This is a genomic window from Asticcacaulis sp., assembly GCF_027484505.1.
Taxonomy (GTDB): Bacteria; Pseudomonadota; Alphaproteobacteria; order Caulobacterales; family Caulobacteraceae; genus Asticcacaulis.
Map to the genome: position 1 here is coordinate 1 of NZ_JAIXSV010000114.1, position 16,369 is coordinate 16,369.

Genomic DNA, 16,369 nt, shown 5'->3' on the forward strand with positions numbered 1-16,369 from the left:
AACCGCCATAGAGGAGGGCTTAAGCGGCCTGACCCACATCGAAGGCCGCAATGACGAGGAAGCCGCCGCCGTCATCGCCCTTCTGATGCGCGAGGCGCTGGAAACGCCGGGCAAGACGGCCGCCCTGATCACACCCGACATCACCCTGTCGCGGCGGGTGACGGCCCGTCTGTCGCGCTGGGGCGTCCGGCCCGACTCCTCGGCGGGGGACGGCCTGATCCACAGCCCGGTCGGGCGCTTCCTGCACAGCCTGCTGGATCTGATTCTGGAGCCGTTCGATGCGGTGAAGCTTCTGGCTTTGTTGAAGCATCCGCTGTCTCGCTTCTCTGATGACCGGCACACAAACACTCTGGAAATCATAGGCTTACGTGGCGCGAAACCCCGTAACGCCGACGAGGTTCTGAGCCGTCTGACGCAAAAGGAGGCCTTTGAAGCGGCGACCCTGTGGCAGGCCTATATCGGCACCTGCGCGGTCTGGCATAAGCCAAAGACAGACCTGTCCGAATATGTTCGAACCCTGACCGTGTGGGCCGAATCCGTGGCCGCACATGACGGGCAGGCCCTATGGAGCGGGGCGGCGGGCGCGGCGGCTTCGGCGCTTCTGGCCGATCTGATCGCCGAAGGGCGCGATTTCGTGGTCGAGGACGATCAGGTCTTCGTCGATATTCTGCGCCGGGCACTGCGCACCGCCACCGTGCGCACCGGGGGGCACACCCATCCGCGCCTGACCATATTGGGGGCTATCGAGGCGCGCATGTTCTCGGCCGACCGGCTGATTCTGGCCGGTCTGGAAGAAGGGGTGTGGCCGCAGGCCGCCGAAATCGACCCCTTCCTGTCGCGCCCGATGCGCAAGGCGCTGGGCCTGCCCTCGCCCGAACGCCGCACCGGCCTTTCGGCGCACGACTTTGTGCAAGGCGCCAGCCAGCCAGAGGTGTGGATGGTGACGCGCCAGCGCCGCGAAGGCGAACCGCAGGTGCAGTCGCGCTGGCTGTGGCGGTTGGAAACCCTGACCACCGGCGCGGGCGAACACCTGCCGACCCAACCGCAATGGCTTGATTGGGCGCGGCGCATGGACGGCCCGTTGAGCGTCGTGCCTGAGGCCCTGAAACCCGCCGCCCGGCCACAGCCTGCGCCACCGGTTGAGGCGCGGCCGCTGCAACTGCCGGTGACACAGGTCGAGATGCTGGAGCGCGACCCCTATGCCGTCTATGCGCGCTATGTGCTGGGCCTCAAACCGCTCGACCGACCGAATGAACCGTTCGAGGCCCTGCGTCGCGGTACGGCCATCCACGCCGTTGCCGAAAAATTTGCGGCCGACGATCTGCCTCTGGGCGAGGCCGGGGTGCAGGTCTTTTGCGACCTGCTGGAGGCGCAGTTGCGCGTTGAAAACCTCAGCGAGGCGCAACTGGCCCTGCAACGCCCGCTGTTTCCCCTGCTGGCGCGTGAATATGTGGCCTTTGAGGCCGAGCGACGCGCCGACCGGCCGCGGCTGCTGATCGAACAGTCGGGCAAGCTGACCATTGACCTGCCGCGCGGGTCCTTCACCCTGACCGCCAAGGCGGACCGCGTGGAAATTCATGAACGCGGCGTCGATGTGATCGACTTCAAGACGGGTCAACCACCGTCACCCAAGGCGGTGATCGCCGGCTTCTATCCGCAGCTCACCCTGACCGCCGCCATATTGAAATACGGCAGCTTTAACGGGTTTGAGGACATCCACCGCGCCAAAGGGTTGGGCGAGCTGGTCTATGTGCGGCTGGGGCAGGATGTGGTGAAACCGCGCGTGGTTTATGACAAAAAGAACCCGCTGAGCACCGATGAGATGGCTGATCGCGCGCTGAGCCGCCTCAAGACGCGGCTGATGCAGTACGAAAACCCCAGACAGGGCTATCTTTCCTGGCGCGCGCCGCAATTCCGGCTGGAGCGCGGGGGCGATTATGATCAGCTCGCCCGGCTTTATGAATGGCACGTTCTGGGCGACCGTGAAGCGGAACCCGCGACGGAGGAGGGCGAATGAACCCGCAAAACGCCGCCGCCGATCCGGAGGTTTCGTGCTTCCTGACCGCCAATGCCGGTTCGGGCAAGACCTCGACGCTTGTCAACCGCGTGGCGCGCCTGCTGCTGCGCGGGGCGAAGCCGGAGCATATTCTGTGCGTCACCTATACCAAGGCCGCCGCCGCCGAAATGCAGGGCCGCCTGTATGAGCGGCTGGGCGGCTGGGCCGTGGCCGAAGACGCCGCCCTGGCCGAAGAATTGCGCAAGATCGACGAAAACCCCGATGATCTGGCCACGGCACGCGCCCTGTTTGCCAAGGCGCTGGAAACGCCGGGCGGGCTGAAGATTCAAACCATCCACGCCTTTTGCGAAAAGCTGCTGCGGCGGTTTCCGCTGGAGGCCGGGCTAAGCCCATCGTTTCAAGTGCTGGACGATCTGATTGCGCGTGATCTGGCGCAAAAGGCGCTGGAAGGCCTGCTGACCCTGTCCGATGGCGCGCACCGCGACCACCTGATCCGCACCCTGAAAGCCCAGAAGTTTGAACAGCTTTTGTCGCAGTTCATCTATCAGCACGACCGTATCCGCGAGGCGTTGGATACCCTTCTGATCGAAGCCGAACAAAACGGTCTGTCTTTTAGTAACTACCTGTTCAAACGGCTCGATCTCGACCCGCCGATGACGCCGGAACAGGTGGTCGATGCCTTTGCCGAACGGTTGAACTGGGACCTGATGCCGGAAATGGCGCGGTCACTGGCCACGGTTAACACCAAAGGTAATCAGAGCCTGTCGGAAACCCTGATGCGCCTGTCGGAAGCGCGCAAAAATGGCGAACCGTTTGATTTCGAAGCGGTCTATGCCGTGTTCTACACCGCCAAGGGCGAGCCGCGCAAAGAGCTGTGCTCGACCAAAAGCCCACAGGCTGACCGCGATACGCTGGAACGCTGGCGCGAACCGCTGGCCGAGGCGGTGGAAAAGCGCAAGGCCGCCGAAACCGCGCTCAACACCCTCTATACGCTGCGGCTGTTTGAGGATTTCAGCGCCATCTATCAGGATCTGAAACGCCGTACCGGGGCACTGGATTTTCAGGACCTGATCAGCCGCGCTAAGCGGCTCCTGTCCGGGGCGTCCATGTCGCAATGGGTGCTGTTCAAGATGGATGGCGGGCTGGAGCATGTGCTGGTCGATGAGGGACAGGACACGTCCGGCGATCAGTGGGATATCGTCAAGGCCCTGACCGGTGACTTCTTCTCTGGCGCGGGTGCACCGGTGTTTCAGGCGCGGATTGAGCGCACCGTCTTTGCTGTGGGGGATGAAAAGCAATCCATCTATGGCTTTCAGGGCGCCAAACCCGATCTGTTTTTAGGGATGCGCCACTATTATCAGACACTGGCCGAACAGGCGCAAAAGTCGTTCGTCGTGCCGCAACTGGTGCAGAGCTGGCGCTCGCTGCCGCAGGTTCTGGGCTTTGTCGATAGCGCCTTTGACGCCCCCGACCTGTCCGAAGCGCTCAACTTCACCGCAGAGCGCATCATCCATGATGCACGCCGTGCCGAGCGCCCGGCCACGGTCGAGCTGTGGCCGCCGGTCTATCCGCTGCCGGTACCTGATCTGGATGAGAGCGATGACGAAGACATCGCCCCCGTCGATGCCTCCGGCGCGGCTCCGGCCAAGCGGCTGGCGCAGCAACTGGCCTTCCATATCGCGCAGGACATCCAGCAGGGCCGAAGCGTTATAGACAAGACGACGCGCCAGCCGCGGCCCATGCACGCCGGCGATGTCCTCATTCTGGTGCGTAAGCGCGACGCTCTGTTTGAGCATATTATCCGCGAACTGAAGCAGGCGGGCGTGCCGGTTTCCGGGGCTGACCGGCTCAAATTGTCGGACCATATTGCGTTTCAGGACCTGCGCGCCCTGATGCGCGTCTGTTTGCAGGCGGGCGACAGCCTGTCCCTAGCGGCCGTCCTGCGCAGTCCCCTGTGCGACCTCAGCGAAGATGACCTGTTCACCCTGACGCACGTCGAAAAGGCCAGCCTTTGGCAGGCGCTGAACCGTCTGGCCGAAGACAATCCGCGCTTTTCCGAAGCGCAAAACTTCATCGGCTGGGCCCTGTCCGAAGCGCCTCAACGCACGGCGTTCGATTTTCTGGGTCTGGTGCTCAATCGCCGCGATGGCGCGGGCCGCACCCAGCGTCAGCGCTTCGTCACGCGGTTAGGTGTCGAATGCGAGGACGTGCTGGATGAAACGCTGAACCTGGCGCTGAAAGGCGAAGGGGTGGGGGCGATCGGCCTGATCGACTTCCTGAACCTGTGTGAATTCAATGCCTCGGAGATCAAGCGCGAGCAGGAAGAGGGTGGCGACCGTGTGCGGGTGATGACGGTGCACGGCTCCAAGGGCCTCGAAGCGCCTTGGGTGATCCTGCCCATGGCCCCCGGTTTCAAATCGACGCGCACTGACGATTTGCTGCTCATGTCGGATGAGGGTGATCTGCTGGTGTCGGCGCGCGGCAAGGACGGCGACCCGGAAGCCGTCAGCGCGCTGAAGACCGCCCGGAGTTTACGCGAAGCCAAAGAAGGCCTGCGGCTGTTCTATGTGGCCCTGACGCGGGCGCGTGACCGCCTGACCCTGTGCGGTTATCGCGGCAGCCGGGCCGCGAATGGCCCCTTCCCCGACTGGTACGATCTGGCGCAGGACGGTTTCGACCGCCTGCCGCGTGAGTCTGTCACGGCAGTGGGGCTGGACACAGTGGTTGAATTCGGTGCTCCGAAAGATCAGGAACCTTCTGAAAAAACGGAACGGCTTTTATTCGGCGAACACGCGCCCTTAATGACTGCCGAGGCGCAGGCTGCGCAGATACAGACCGGTCTGCCTGCCTTCATTTCCGCCGCTCCCACCCCTGATCCGGAAGCTGATGTGGTCTGGCGTGCTGTGTCACAACTCAGTGACGAGGATCGCTCCGCCGAAGACCGCGCCCCTTCGCCTCTGGCGGAACAGAAGGGGCAGGGACGTTTCGGGCGCGGGCTGAAAATCCATAAGCTGTTTGAAATCCTGCCCGCCCTGCCTGTGGCCGACCGCGATGACGTGGCCGCACGCTGGCTGAAGCGGCAGCCCGATCTCGACGATGCCCAGCGCGACGAAATCCGTCAGGCGGTGATGGGCGTGCTGACCGATGCACGCTTTGCCGACGCCTTCGGGCCCGATTCGCGGCCGGAAGTGGCGCTGGCCGGACAGGTTGGTGTCAATGCGCGCGGCGAAGCGGTGTTTATGTCCGGGCGCATCGACCGGCTGGTGATCGGGCCTGAGCGCGTGCTGGTCATCGACTATAAATCAAACCGCCCCGCCCCCGATAACGCCGAAGAGGCCGCCGCCGATTACCAGCGGCAAATGGCGGGTTACGTTGCGCTTTTGCGGCAGATCTATCCAGACAAGACCGTCGAAGCGGCGTTGTTGTGGACGGACGGACCGAAGCTGACGCCCTTAAGCGAGGCTTTAGTAAATCTCAGGCTCAGCGAAATCAGGGGCCATTGATTTCTGATGCGGGCTTACTTACCTTTGTGACAAGTTTAAATCTGTGCCCATTTCGGGCGAGATAGGAAGTGCACCCATGTCCACCGCCACCGTCAAGGTTACCGACGAGACCTTTGAAAACGACGTCCTCAAATCCGACAAGCCGGTTCTGGTCGATTTCTGGGCCGAATGGTGCGGCCCGTGTAAGCAGATCGCCCCGATCCTCGACGAAGTGGCCGAGGCCTATGGCGACAAGCTGACCGTGTCGAAGATCAATATCGACGATTCGCCCCTGACGCCGTCGAAGTTCGGCGTGCGCGGCATCCCGACCATGATGCTGTTCAAGGACGGTAAGATGACCTCGATGAAGGTCGGTGCCATGCCGAAGTCAAAGCTGGTCGAATGGCTGGCCGAAGCCGGTATCGCCTAGTCTTAAAGCCAAAAGCTGATAGGGTGCGGGCGTGAGGCGCAGGCTTCACGCCCGCATTGTTTTTTTGCACTCCCCCCGGCACATCAGCGACATGGCGGCAACAGCGTACAATATTCTGATCAATGGCAAGGCGGGCACGGTCCTGAACCTGGGGCACGACTCCATCACGGCAGCGATTGAAGTCAGCGGCATGGCAGTGAATGAGCTGCTGTTCGCCGAACCCGCTGATATGGAAGCGGCCCTCGACCGCTTCGCTCAATCTCCGCACGCCCTGCTGGTCGGTGGGGGCGACGGCACACTGCGCTCGTGCGCAGATACTCTCAGCCGCAAGAACAAGGCCTTTGGCATCCTGCCATTCGGCACGATGAATCTGCTGGCGCACGATCTGGGGATGAACACGCTGGATGAGGCGCTGAAAGCCTATGCCAAAGGCGCTTCAGAAACGCGGATCGACGCCGGTGAAATCAATGGCGAACTGTTTCTGTGCTGCGCCTCGGTCGGGGTCATGCCCGAAGCCTCGGTGTTTCGTGAGCAGCACCGCACCAACAATTTTCTGCTGATGGTGCCCTACCTGTTCTGGTTCGTGGCTGACTATTTCGAACGGCGCAAAAATGCGCGCATCGTGCTTCAGAATGGCAAGCGTCTGCATCGCTTCCGTTCGCCAGCCGTGGTGATTTCGGCCAATCGCTATGCCGATACGACGCGCATCGACGAGAGCAATTTCAAGCGCAATGACCTTCAGGGCGGCGAACTGGCGGCCTATATCGCCTCGACCAAGACGCGCATGTCACACCTGCGCTTTCTGACGCGGCTTCTGGTCGGCAACTGGAAGTCGGACCCGGACCTGACCGAACTGACCGGAACGCAGATGACGCTGTGGACGCGCCATCGCAAGGAGAAGGTCTCCGTCGATGGCGAGGTGACGGACCTCAAGACGCCGCTGGAGATCAAGCTCAAAGCGCGCTACGTGCCCCTGCTGATCCCGTTGCGCGAGGTCTGAATGCGCATAGCTCATATTTCTGACCTGCACTTCGGGGCGCACGACCGGCGCGTGACCGAAACCCTGATCAGCACCCTGATCGAGCTGGAGCCCGATCTGGTACTGGCCAGCGGCGACATCACGCAGGATGCGACTGTGGCGGAATTTGTCGAAGCCGCTGACTTTTTCAAACTTTTGCCCATGCCGGCCTTTGTGATTCCGGGCAATCACGACCTGCCGGGCCTTGATCTGCGCCGCTTCGTGCGACCGTGGAAGCGATACCGTGATCACATCGCCAAAGAACTTGAGCCCGAACTGCATGCGGACCTGGTCGATATCAAGGGCATCAACTCCGCGCGCATGATCCTGCCGACGCTCAACTGGGCCTACGGTTCGATCAGCGCGCGCCAAAGGCAAGATATTGCCAACTTCTTTGGAGTCTCCACGACGCCGTGGCGCGTGCTGACCATGCATCACCCGCCGCTCAATCCGTCGGAATTTCCGCTGGACGTGACGGTGTTCAACAGCGACAAATTGCTGAAAACCGTAGGCGAGCAAAAGGTCGATATCGTGCTGTCGGGCCATCAGCATCACGCCTATGTCGAAACGCGGGTGATGAAGGGTCACACCACCTTGTTCGTCTGCGCCTCGACTGCCATGTCGGTGCGTATCCGCAAACAGCCGCAGGGCTTCAACCTGCTGGATTTCACCGAAAAGAGCGTGCGTATCGAGCTTCACCAGCTCAGCGGCGATCGCTTTGTGACCCAGTCCGCGGTGACCCACACCAAGGTGTAGCCCCTCTCGACAAGTTGCAGGATTTATAGTGGGTGGCAACCGCCGAAGATGCTGACCGCATCCGGCGGTTGAAGACACGAGACTGTCTCATCTGCATTCATGGCATGAGACAGTCTCGAACAGAATACCAAGTTTCATTTTCAATGACCCTTGGTATAAGGACCGCATGTTGTCCGCCCTGCCCGTCGATCCGTCCAAATACACTGCCTTCCTGGGGGCGATGTTCCTGATGGCCATTACGCCGGGACCCGCCAACCTGTTCTGCATCTCAACCGGATTGGGGCGGTCAGCGCCGAAAGTGCTGATGGGGGTGTTCGGCATCAATACGGCCACACTGATCTGGTTTGTGGCCGCCGCCTTCGGCCTGCACCTCCTGATCACCACCCTGCCCGTCGTCTTTCACGCGATGACGGTCGCGGGTGCCGTCTATCTTTTGTGGATCGCCATCAAAACCATCCGCGCGCGCAAATCGCACAGCGCCCATGAGCTGGACCTGCCTGAAAATGCGCAGACCCTTGCCCGCGAAGGCCTGTGGGCGACGTGGAAGGACGGTTTCATGGTGCAGTTCCTGAACCCCAAGGTCACCCTGTTCTTCACCGCTGTCCTGCCGCCGTTTCTGGCACTCGACCGCCCGATGACGACGCAGATGCCGGTCTTTGCCGCCACAGCGATTGGGATGGATGTCATCACAATGACCACCTATGGCCTGAGTGGTCTGGCCCTGACGCGCTTCCTCAGCCGGGGTCGCAACCGCGAATATTTCGAGGTGTGCGTCGGCGGGCTTCTGGGCCTGATTGCCGTGCTCATACTGATGCACAGCGCCGCTGATCTGCTGGGGCATTAACCCCCAACTCCGCCACCCGGCCTAGGCCAGCAACAGTGCCACATGGCGTCTACTGTCTGGCTAACCGGCTGATTAGGTTTGGGCTGATCGCGAAAAGTGCGCTTCGAAGCGCTTGGACCGACACCCACAATCAGCAAGAAGGTGACGAGATGACAAACATGAAAACACTGGCCATGGGCGGCCTTGGACTGGCTCTGGCCATGGGTTTAACCACCACAGCCTCCGCTCAGGATTTCAAACCCAAGGCCAAGGGGCAGTTCATCGTCACCAGCCGCATAACCAGCGTCGCTCCGGATGAGTCGGGCGACATCCGAACCGCCGCCGGTGTCGATAGTGGTCTGGACGTTAAGGTGAGTGACGACACCATCCCCAGCCTCGGCTTCACCTATTTTCTTACGGACAATATCGCCGTTGAGGCCATTCTGGGGACATCGCGGCATGAGGTGCGTGCCGTCGGGGGCAACACCAATGTACAGGTCCATTCGACCTGGGTTTTGCCACCGGTTGTTGCTGCCCAATACCATTTCAATCCCAAAGGCCGCGTCAGTCCCTATGTGGGCGCGGGCGTCAATGGCATGATCTTTTACAACAGCAAGGACTATAACGGCTTTAAGGTCGCGCTGGATGACGGTCTGGGCTATGCGCTTCAGGGCGGCGTCGATATCGCCCTCAAAGGTAACTGGTCGCTCAACGCCGATGTAAAAAAGGTATGGTTCAGCACGGATGCCAAGATCAATAACGGGGCTTTGAAATCAGAGGTCGATCTCAACCCGGTCGTCGCCTCGGTGGGGCTGGCCTACCGGTTTTAAGCGCTTTCCGAAACATAGTTCGGCGAAGCCAAAAGTGTGACGCACTTTTCGGATAAAAAAGCGCGTTAAACCAAAAATTGAGAGCGTGGTTTCGGCTCAATCTGAACGAAACGCGCTGTAGAGCCCGGCCACGCCTTTTCGCTTGATTTCCATGCGCTGTGTGCGACCCTCCTGATCAGGTTTAACAGCGAAGGGAGGTGATCCAATGTCTAATCGTCATAGGCCGAAGACGGCACACAAGGGGATCAAGATCCAGCTTATGGGTACGGATCGCCTTTGAGGCCATAACGGCTAAGGACAAGAGAGAGGACTGTGTGATGTCACGCAGTCCTCTTTTTGTATTCAGACTTTACCTCTGCGGGGATCAAATCCCCGTCGTCTTCTCGATGGTTTCGCTGACATCGTATTCGCGGTCCTCATCCTGACCACTCAGGGCGTCGGCATCAAGGTCGGCACCGGTATCCTTATCCAGAGGCGTAAGGTCGTCTTCATCTTCCTCAAGACCCTCCTCATCCATATCTTCGTCTTCTGCGGGATCGTCTTCCGCGTCGATATCCGCCCCCTCGGGCGTGATCTCAGCGGTTTCATGAATGGCATTGGCCGGATCGGTATCCGCCGGGATTTGGGTCTCTTCGGTCATGGTCAATCTCCTTTGAAAGCCTCAGTCTGAGCCTTTCGCCAATAAGGATCGAGGCGGAGCGTAGGACCACCTCATAAGGATTGGCCGCGTCAGCGAGGCGATGACTTTTTTAGGTCTTCGTAAACAGGTCTTAACCCTTTGCGTGCGATTAACGGGCCTTAACCTTAAGTCTAGAGTCTGCCCCGCATGAGCACGGTTACCGCCCTCGTCTGGAATCATCTGGAGTCCCGCTTCACCTATGTCTGGCGTTCGGTGCCGATGGCGCGTCTGCGCGGGGCGCTGGTATGCCTTCTGGGGCTGGCCTCGCTGATGGCCTATGCCTCCTATCGGGCAACCGACGCGAGCTGGAATACGGCCAGTGCCGAGGCCGTGCATAATTTTCTGGGCGGCTTTGGGGCGATCATTGCCGATATTGGCCTGCAATCCCTTGGGCTGGCGGCGTGGCCGATGGCGGCCTTGATGACGTGGTTCGGTCTGGCGCGTCTGATGCAGCTTGACCCCGACGAAGGGCGTCGCACTCTACGCATCCACAGCCTTTATGGCGCGCTGTTCGTGCTGATGCTGGCGGCGGCGCTGGCGCCCTTGCATCTGGGCGACGCCAATTCGCCCTCGATCGGCGGCTTCTGGGGTACAGGCACGCATCACCTGCTCAAAAGTGTGTTCGACTTCATGCGACTGCCCGCCGGTGAGGTGATCGCCAGTCTGATCTTTGGGGCCGCCGCCTTGTGGGCGTTTAATCAGGCGCTGCGCCTGACGTCTGAGAGCTATGTTCGTGCCGCCGGCTTTGTGCTGGGTGGTTTCCGGGGGGCGCTGACCGCTTCCGGCCTGCCGGAAAAGGTCAATGCCGCCGTCACGCGCGAGCCCAAAGCCCCCAAGGCCAAGCGCGGTCAGAAGGCGCCGCAGCCGTTCATTGATGAGGGCGACTACACGCCCGACGCCGTGCCCGACCCTGTGGTCAACAGCCGCGCACCCGCCACGCCGGTCTATGACGAAGACGCCCCGCCTTTCGACATAGATGACCTTGATCCCGAATCCGAATTGTCGGCCCCTGCGCCGCGTCAGGCGGCTCCGGAACCGAAAATCCGCATGGAGGCCCCGCGCCCGAAGCCCTCAGCGCGAGAACAGGATGAGCGTCAGTCGAGCTTTGAGTTCCTCAAGCCGGGCCATTTCCGCCTGCCCGAACTGTCCATCCTCGCCAAGCCCAAGCCGCGCGCCGCTGGCTATGATGAGGCCGCCCTGCGCCAGAATGCGCGGATGCTGGAAAGCGTTCTGGCCGAATTCGGCGTTAAGGGGGTCATCGACCAGATTCGCCCCGGCCCGGTCGTCACCCTCTATGAACTCGCCCCCGCCGCCGGGGTGAAGGGCGCGCGCGTCGTGGCGCTGGCTGACGATATTGCCCGCAACATGTCGGCGCGCTCCTGCCGCGTCTCCATCGTGCAGGGCCGCAACGCCATCGGTATCGAACTGCCCAATGCGGTGCGCGAAACGGTCTATTTGCGCGACATGCTGGCTTCGGCCGAGTTTGAAAAGTCCGGCCACATCCTGCCCATGGTGCTGGGGGAAAATATCGGCGGTGAACCCTACGTCACCGACCTCGCCAAGATGCCACACCTGCTGATCGCCGGGACCACGGGTTCGGGTAAGTCGGTCGGTGTCAACGCCATGATCCTGTCGATCCTGTACCGGCTCGATCCGGAACAGTGCAAATTCATCATGATCGACCCCAAGATGCTGGAACTGTCGGTCTATGACGGCATACCGCACCTGATCGCGCCCGTCGTGACCGACCCGAAAAAGGCCGTCGTGGCACTGAAATGGGTCGTCAAGGAGATGGAGGACCGCTATCGCCGCATGTCGAAGATCGGTGTGCGCAATGTCGCCTCCTTCAATGAGCGCGCCAAGGCGACCGCTGCCGAAGGCAAGAACTTTATCCGTAAGGTCCAGACGGGCTTTGACGAAACGGGTCAGCCCATCTTCGAGATCGAGGAAATGGTGCCGGAACCCATGCCCTATATCGTCGTGATCATCGACGAGGTCGCCGACCTGATGATGGTGGCGGGCAAGGACATCGAAGGCGCGGTGCAACGCCTCGCTCAGATGGCGCGCGCCGCGGGTATCCACCTGATCATGGCCACACAACGGCCGTCGGTCGATGTTATCACCGGCACCATCAAGGCCAACTTCCCGACGCGCATCTCCTTCCAGGTGACGTCCAAGATCGACTCGCGCACCATTCTGGGTGAGCAAGGTGCCGAGCAGCTCCTCGGTCAGGGGGACATGCTGTACATGGCCGGCGGCGGGCGCATTACCCGCCTGCACGGGCCGTTTGTCGCCGATTCCGAGGTCGAAGCCGTGGCCGAATACCTGCGCTCACAAGGCGCGCCCAACTATCTCGAAGACATCACCGCCGGTGGCGACGATGAGGGCGATAGCGACTCCGGCGGTTTTGGCGGCGAAGGCGGGGGTTCGGGCGACGACCTCTACGATAAGGCGGTCTATTACGTCACCATCGACCGTAAGGCTTCGACCTCCTACATCCAGAGGAAACTGCAAATCGGCTATAACCGTGCCGCCTCCCTGATGGAAAAGATGGAGCAGGAAGGCGTCGTTGGCCCCGCCAACCACGTCGGCAAACGCGATATTCTGGTCGGCCCACCGCCGGGGATTTAAATGGGCTTCGCTGGTCAGGGAAAGCCCCTGCACCCGTTACCTGGAGCAGATTTACCATTTGCGCTCCAATTTATACCTCCCTGCACTTGGGCGGGGAGGGGGACCATTTGCAGAGCAAATGGTGGTGGGGTGGTTTGCAGGGCTGGACATTAACGCGACGCGTCAGTCATACTCTCCACTATGAAAACGCGGATCATGTATATCGAGAACAAATCGGAAAGCCTCAACGGTTCGGCTTCGATCGGTCGTGTCCAATTTTCCAAGACCGGCAAATCCATTTCTTATAAAGGCCGAACCTTCCAGAGCCTTAAGGGTAGCGGCTTTAAGGCCAATTATTTCGACACAGAGTCGGGCGAAGAGTTCTGGATATCCGGGCCTCGCAAAGATGGTCAGGATCGTCTTTACGGCGGCAATATTCCGCCGGTTCACATCGATGAAGATGTCGCTGAGGAATATTGGGAAAAAATCAGAGGGCAGGTTTACCCATGACCGAACCCGTCTTCCTCGCCTATCCCTTTGACGCGGCCTTTTCCGAGGCCGTGCGTATCGGCGACACCCTCTACCTGTCGGGTCATATCGGCGATGATGACGATGGCAATCTTGCCAGCGGTTTTGAAGCCGAAGTGACGCAGATGCTGGCTAATGTGAAGGCCTCGCTGGCCCGCTTTGAGCTGGGGCTGGAGGCCCTGATCTCGGTACGGGTCATGCTTACGGATATGAGGCAGTTAGAGCGCTTCAATACGCTGTTCGCCGCCTGTTTCGAGGCCAAACCCCTGCCCATCTGCTCGGCCTTTGGTGTCACACAACTGGCGCTCAATGCAGCGATTGAGATTGAGTGTGTCGCGCGGCTGTAGAACCCATTCACCCGCGGTTTAGTTTACGGCCATCATGTGCGGTCCTTATGTCATTTTGACGCCCTCAACCCGTCATCATAGCCGGTTAAGGTCTTTCTCAACGGATCGTATCACCGTATGAGAGAGATCATGACCGAGCTTACCAAACGCGCCCTGCTCATGGGCCTGACTGCCGCCAGCCTGCTGACCACCACGCCTGTGTGGGCGCAGGGGCGTAACACGATCCAGCAATTCGTGACCCCGCCGAAGTTCAGCGCGCAGGATCAGGCCCGCATCAACCGCGCCGTCGCCTATCTGCAATCCCTGGGCACCGGTGGCGGGCGCTTTGAGCAAACCGATTATAAGGGGCGCACGACTGCCGGTAACTGGTGGCTGCAACGCCCCGGCAAGATCCGTTTTGAGTACGATGCGCCCTATTCGCTGCTGGTCGTATCGGATGGCAAGACGGTCAATACCTGGGACCCGCGCCTGAAGGCCTTTAACCAATATCCGCTCAACGCCACGCCGCTGTCGCTGTTCCTGTCGAAGCAGATTCGCCTCGATCAGGGCGTCATCGTCACCGAGGTCACACCGACCACGGACGGGTTCCGCCTGAAGGCGCGCGACCGCCGCCGCGATGTCGAAGGCTCAATCCTGATGACCTTCATCGAGCGCGGCAATGCCCTGCAACTGGGTGAATGGACGGTGACGGATCAGCAGGGTAAGGGCACGCGCGTCAAGCTCGTCACCTTTGACCGCAATGCCGCCGTGCGCCCGGACCTGTTTGTGCTGAAGAAGCCAAAGGGTGCTAACTAAGGTTTTGTCTGCGCAATTGCTTTGACCCGCACGCGCGAACGGCTGGTGACGCCGTCGGCATCGACGACACTGACCTCGTAAAAGCCTTCGGCGTCAGGCCGCCATTCCACGCGGCCGTCCGTATCAGCCACGATCGGCTGGCCATTGACGTACCAGTTCAGCGGCCCCTTCCCCCGCGCTGAGGGTTTCAGTCCGCGCGTGGCGCTCAGCTTTCCGCCCGTCACCTGTCCCTCGACATAGACGGTGGCCTGATCCGGCGGGAAGAGGATGGAGGGGCCACGCACGGCGGGTTTGAGCGCCTTCAGCGCTTCAGGGGCCGCCGCCGGTGTCAGGCTTTGTGGGGCCTGCGACGGGGCATTGATCTGATCGAAGACATCGAACAATAGCGGTGCGGAGGCTTCACGCCCCGTCTGATCGGCGCGCGAACCGCCGTCCGGGCGACCCGTCCACACCAGTACCGCATAGCCGCCCGCCACCCCGACCGCCAGTGCATCGCGAAACCCGTAGGAGGTGCCGGTCTTATAGGCCGGGCGGCTGGCCGTTTTCATCAGATGCGCGGGCAGGCGTCCAGCCGGCGGCGGAGTTTCGCGCAGGATGCTGATGACGCGCGACGCCGCATCGGCGGCCATCAACCGCTGACCGGGGCGTTCAAGACTGGCCTTGGCCTCGGCTTCCGTCCACGCCAGCGGCTTCATCAGGCCCTTGTCGCCCAGAGCGGCATAGAGCGCCCCCAGGTCCTGTAGCTCTATGCCCGCTCCGCCCAGCGCCAAAGCCAGACCCGCATCGCGCAGGCCGGTCTTGGGGCGGATCAGATGCACCCCCACCCCTTGCAGGCGCGACTCAAAAGCCCCGGCCCCGATGCGATTGAGCACCGCCACGGCGGGCACATTGAGCGAGTGGGTCAGGGCCTCTTTGGCCGACACTTCGCCGTGAAACACCTTGTCGAAATTTTCCGGCTGATAGTCACCAAAGCGCGTTGGGGCATCCATCAGGCGCGTATCGGGGGCGACGATCCCCTCTTCGAAACCAAAGCCATAGATGAAGGGTTTGAGCGTCGAACCGGGCGAGCGTATGGCCTGCACCATGTCGATCCAGCCACCCGTGCGGTCAAGACCCGATGAGCCAACACTGGCGCGCACGGCCCGCGAACGGATTTCGATGACAAGGATGGCCGCTGACGAATTCGGCCCCTGTGCCACCGCGGTTTGCCGCGCCAGGGCCTCAAGTCGCGCCTGCAAGGGCGCATCAAGGGTCGTCACCACCGTTGCCTGAAGACCTTTGGCCTCCGACGCCAGCCTTCCTGCCGCGTGCCAGCCCAGCGCCGGGAAGGCAAAGCGCTTGACGACCATAGGCTCCGTTTTGGCTTCGGCCACCTGAGCGGCACTGAGCACGCCCTTGGCCGCCATGCGCTCCAGCACAAGGTTGCGCGCCCGTAAGGCGCGTTCCGGGTGACGGTCCGGACGGCGCGCTTCCGGTGCTTGTGGCAAGGCGATCAGCAGGGCCTGTTCACCGAGCGTCAGGCTTTCCGGCTCATGACCGAAATAGGACAGCGAGGCCGCGCGCACCCCTTCCAGATTGCCGCCATAGGGGGCCAGAGTGAGATAGAGCGACAGGATATCGCGCTTGGAAAAGCGCGCCTCCAGTTGCCATGCGCGAAAGACCTCGATCAGCTTCGACAGGTAGTTGCGCGGCTTGGGTTCAAGCAATCGCGCCGCCTGCATGGACAGGGTCGAGCCGCCGGAGACGATACCGCCCGCGCTAAGATTGGAGCCAAAGGCGCGCGCAATGGCTACGGCATCCACCCCCTGATGCCACCAGAAGCGCTCATCCTCGACTTTCAGCAGGTGTTTGATAAAGCCGGGATCGGTGCGGTCCAGATCGGCGCGGATACGCCACGTCCCGCCTTCGACCGGCAGCGCCCTGAGCCACGCGCCATTGTGGTCAAGCGCCACCGCCGAGGCGGCCTTGGCGCGCGTCAGGTCCGGCGGCAGGGCCAGATCAGCCACACAGACCGCCACCTGAAAGGCCACAAAGCCGATCAGGGGTTTGATCAG

13 protein-coding genes are annotated in these 16,369 nt (G+C 61.4%); 11 read left to right on the forward strand and 2 right to left on the reverse strand.

What is annotated here, in order from left to right; translation table 11 throughout:
* The 7 genes from Q0072_RS06930 to Q0072_RS06960 all read left to right on the forward strand — a co-directional run.
* A partial coding sequence (locus Q0072_RS06930; protein WP_298327608.1) for a PD-(D/E)XK nuclease family protein occupies positions 1 to 2,017 on the forward strand: 2,017 nt, incomplete at its 5' end.
* Positions 2,014 to 5,520 (forward strand): double-strand break repair helicase AddA, encoded by a 3,507-nt coding sequence (gene addA, locus Q0072_RS06935; protein ID WP_298327611.1) that lies wholly within the window; start codon positions 2,014 to 2,016, stop codon positions 5,518 to 5,520. The genes Q0072_RS06930 and addA, both read left to right, overlap by 4 nt.
* Positions 5,521 to 5,596: 76 nt before the next feature.
* Positions 5,597 to 5,929 carry a thioredoxin TrxA gene (gene trxA, locus Q0072_RS06940; RefSeq protein ID WP_126422138.1) on the forward strand — a complete coding sequence of 111 codons (333 nt, stop codon included), beginning with the start codon at positions 5,597 to 5,599 and terminating at the stop codon, positions 5,927 to 5,929.
* Between the two features lie 91 nt (positions 5,930 to 6,020).
* Positions 6,021 to 6,929: a diacylglycerol kinase family protein gene (locus tag Q0072_RS06945; protein ID WP_298327617.1), complete on the forward strand. Its 909-nt coding sequence runs from the start codon at positions 6,021 to 6,023 to the stop codon at positions 6,927 to 6,929.
* Positions 6,930 to 7,703 carry a metallophosphoesterase gene (locus tag Q0072_RS06950; protein WP_298327619.1) on the forward strand — a complete coding sequence of 258 codons (774 nt, stop codon included), beginning with the start codon at positions 6,930 to 6,932 and terminating at the stop codon, positions 7,701 to 7,703.
* A gap of 166 nt (positions 7,704 to 7,869) precedes the next feature.
* Positions 7,870 to 8,547, forward strand: a complete 678-nt coding sequence (locus Q0072_RS06955) for a LysE family translocator (RefSeq protein WP_298327621.1) — start codon at positions 7,870 to 7,872, stop codon at positions 8,545 to 8,547.
* 158 nt (positions 8,548 to 8,705) lie between these two features.
* On the forward strand, positions 8,706 to 9,356 hold the full coding sequence (locus tag Q0072_RS06960) for an OmpW family outer membrane protein (protein WP_298327641.1): 651 nt from the start codon (positions 8,706 to 8,708) through the stop codon (positions 9,354 to 9,356).
* A gap of 364 nt (positions 9,357 to 9,720) precedes the next feature.
* Here Q0072_RS06960 and Q0072_RS06965 read toward each other — a convergent pair whose 3' ends face one another.
* A complete protein-coding gene (locus Q0072_RS06965) occupies positions 9,721 to 9,996 on the reverse strand; it encodes a hypothetical protein (RefSeq protein ID WP_298327623.1) in 276 nt (91 codons plus the stop codon).
* A gap of 186 nt (positions 9,997 to 10,182) precedes the next feature.
* Here Q0072_RS06965 and Q0072_RS06970 point away from each other — a divergent pair, with 186 nt between their 5' ends.
* The 4 genes from Q0072_RS06970 (at position 10,183) to Q0072_RS06985 (ending at position 14,315) form a co-directional block, all read left to right on the forward strand.
* Positions 10,183 to 12,666 carry a DNA translocase FtsK gene (locus tag Q0072_RS06970; RefSeq protein ID WP_298327625.1) on the forward strand — a complete coding sequence of 828 codons (2,484 nt, stop codon included), beginning with the start codon at positions 10,183 to 10,185 and terminating at the stop codon, positions 12,664 to 12,666.
* A gap of 195 nt (positions 12,667 to 12,861) precedes the next feature.
* Entirely contained in the window at positions 12,862 to 13,155 is a 294-nt protein-coding gene (locus tag Q0072_RS06975) for a 1-deoxy-D-xylulose-5-phosphate synthase (protein ID WP_298327628.1), read from the forward strand.
* Positions 13,152 to 13,520 (forward strand): RidA family protein, encoded by a 369-nt coding sequence (locus Q0072_RS06980; protein WP_298327632.1) that lies wholly within the window; start codon positions 13,152 to 13,154, stop codon positions 13,518 to 13,520. The genes Q0072_RS06975 and Q0072_RS06980 overlap by 4 nt, the downstream gene beginning before the upstream one ends.
* Positions 13,521 to 13,649: 129 nt before the next feature.
* Complete coding sequence (locus Q0072_RS06985) at positions 13,650 to 14,315, forward strand: outer-membrane lipoprotein carrier protein LolA (protein WP_298327635.1); 666 nt, start codon at positions 13,650 to 13,652, stop codon at positions 14,313 to 14,315.
* Here Q0072_RS06985 and pbpC read toward each other — a convergent pair.
* A partial coding sequence (gene pbpC, locus Q0072_RS06990) for a penicillin-binding protein 1C (protein ID WP_298327638.1) occupies positions 14,312 to 16,369 on the reverse strand: 2,058 nt, incomplete at its 5' end. The two genes, Q0072_RS06985 and pbpC, sit on opposite strands and share 4 nt — an antisense overlap.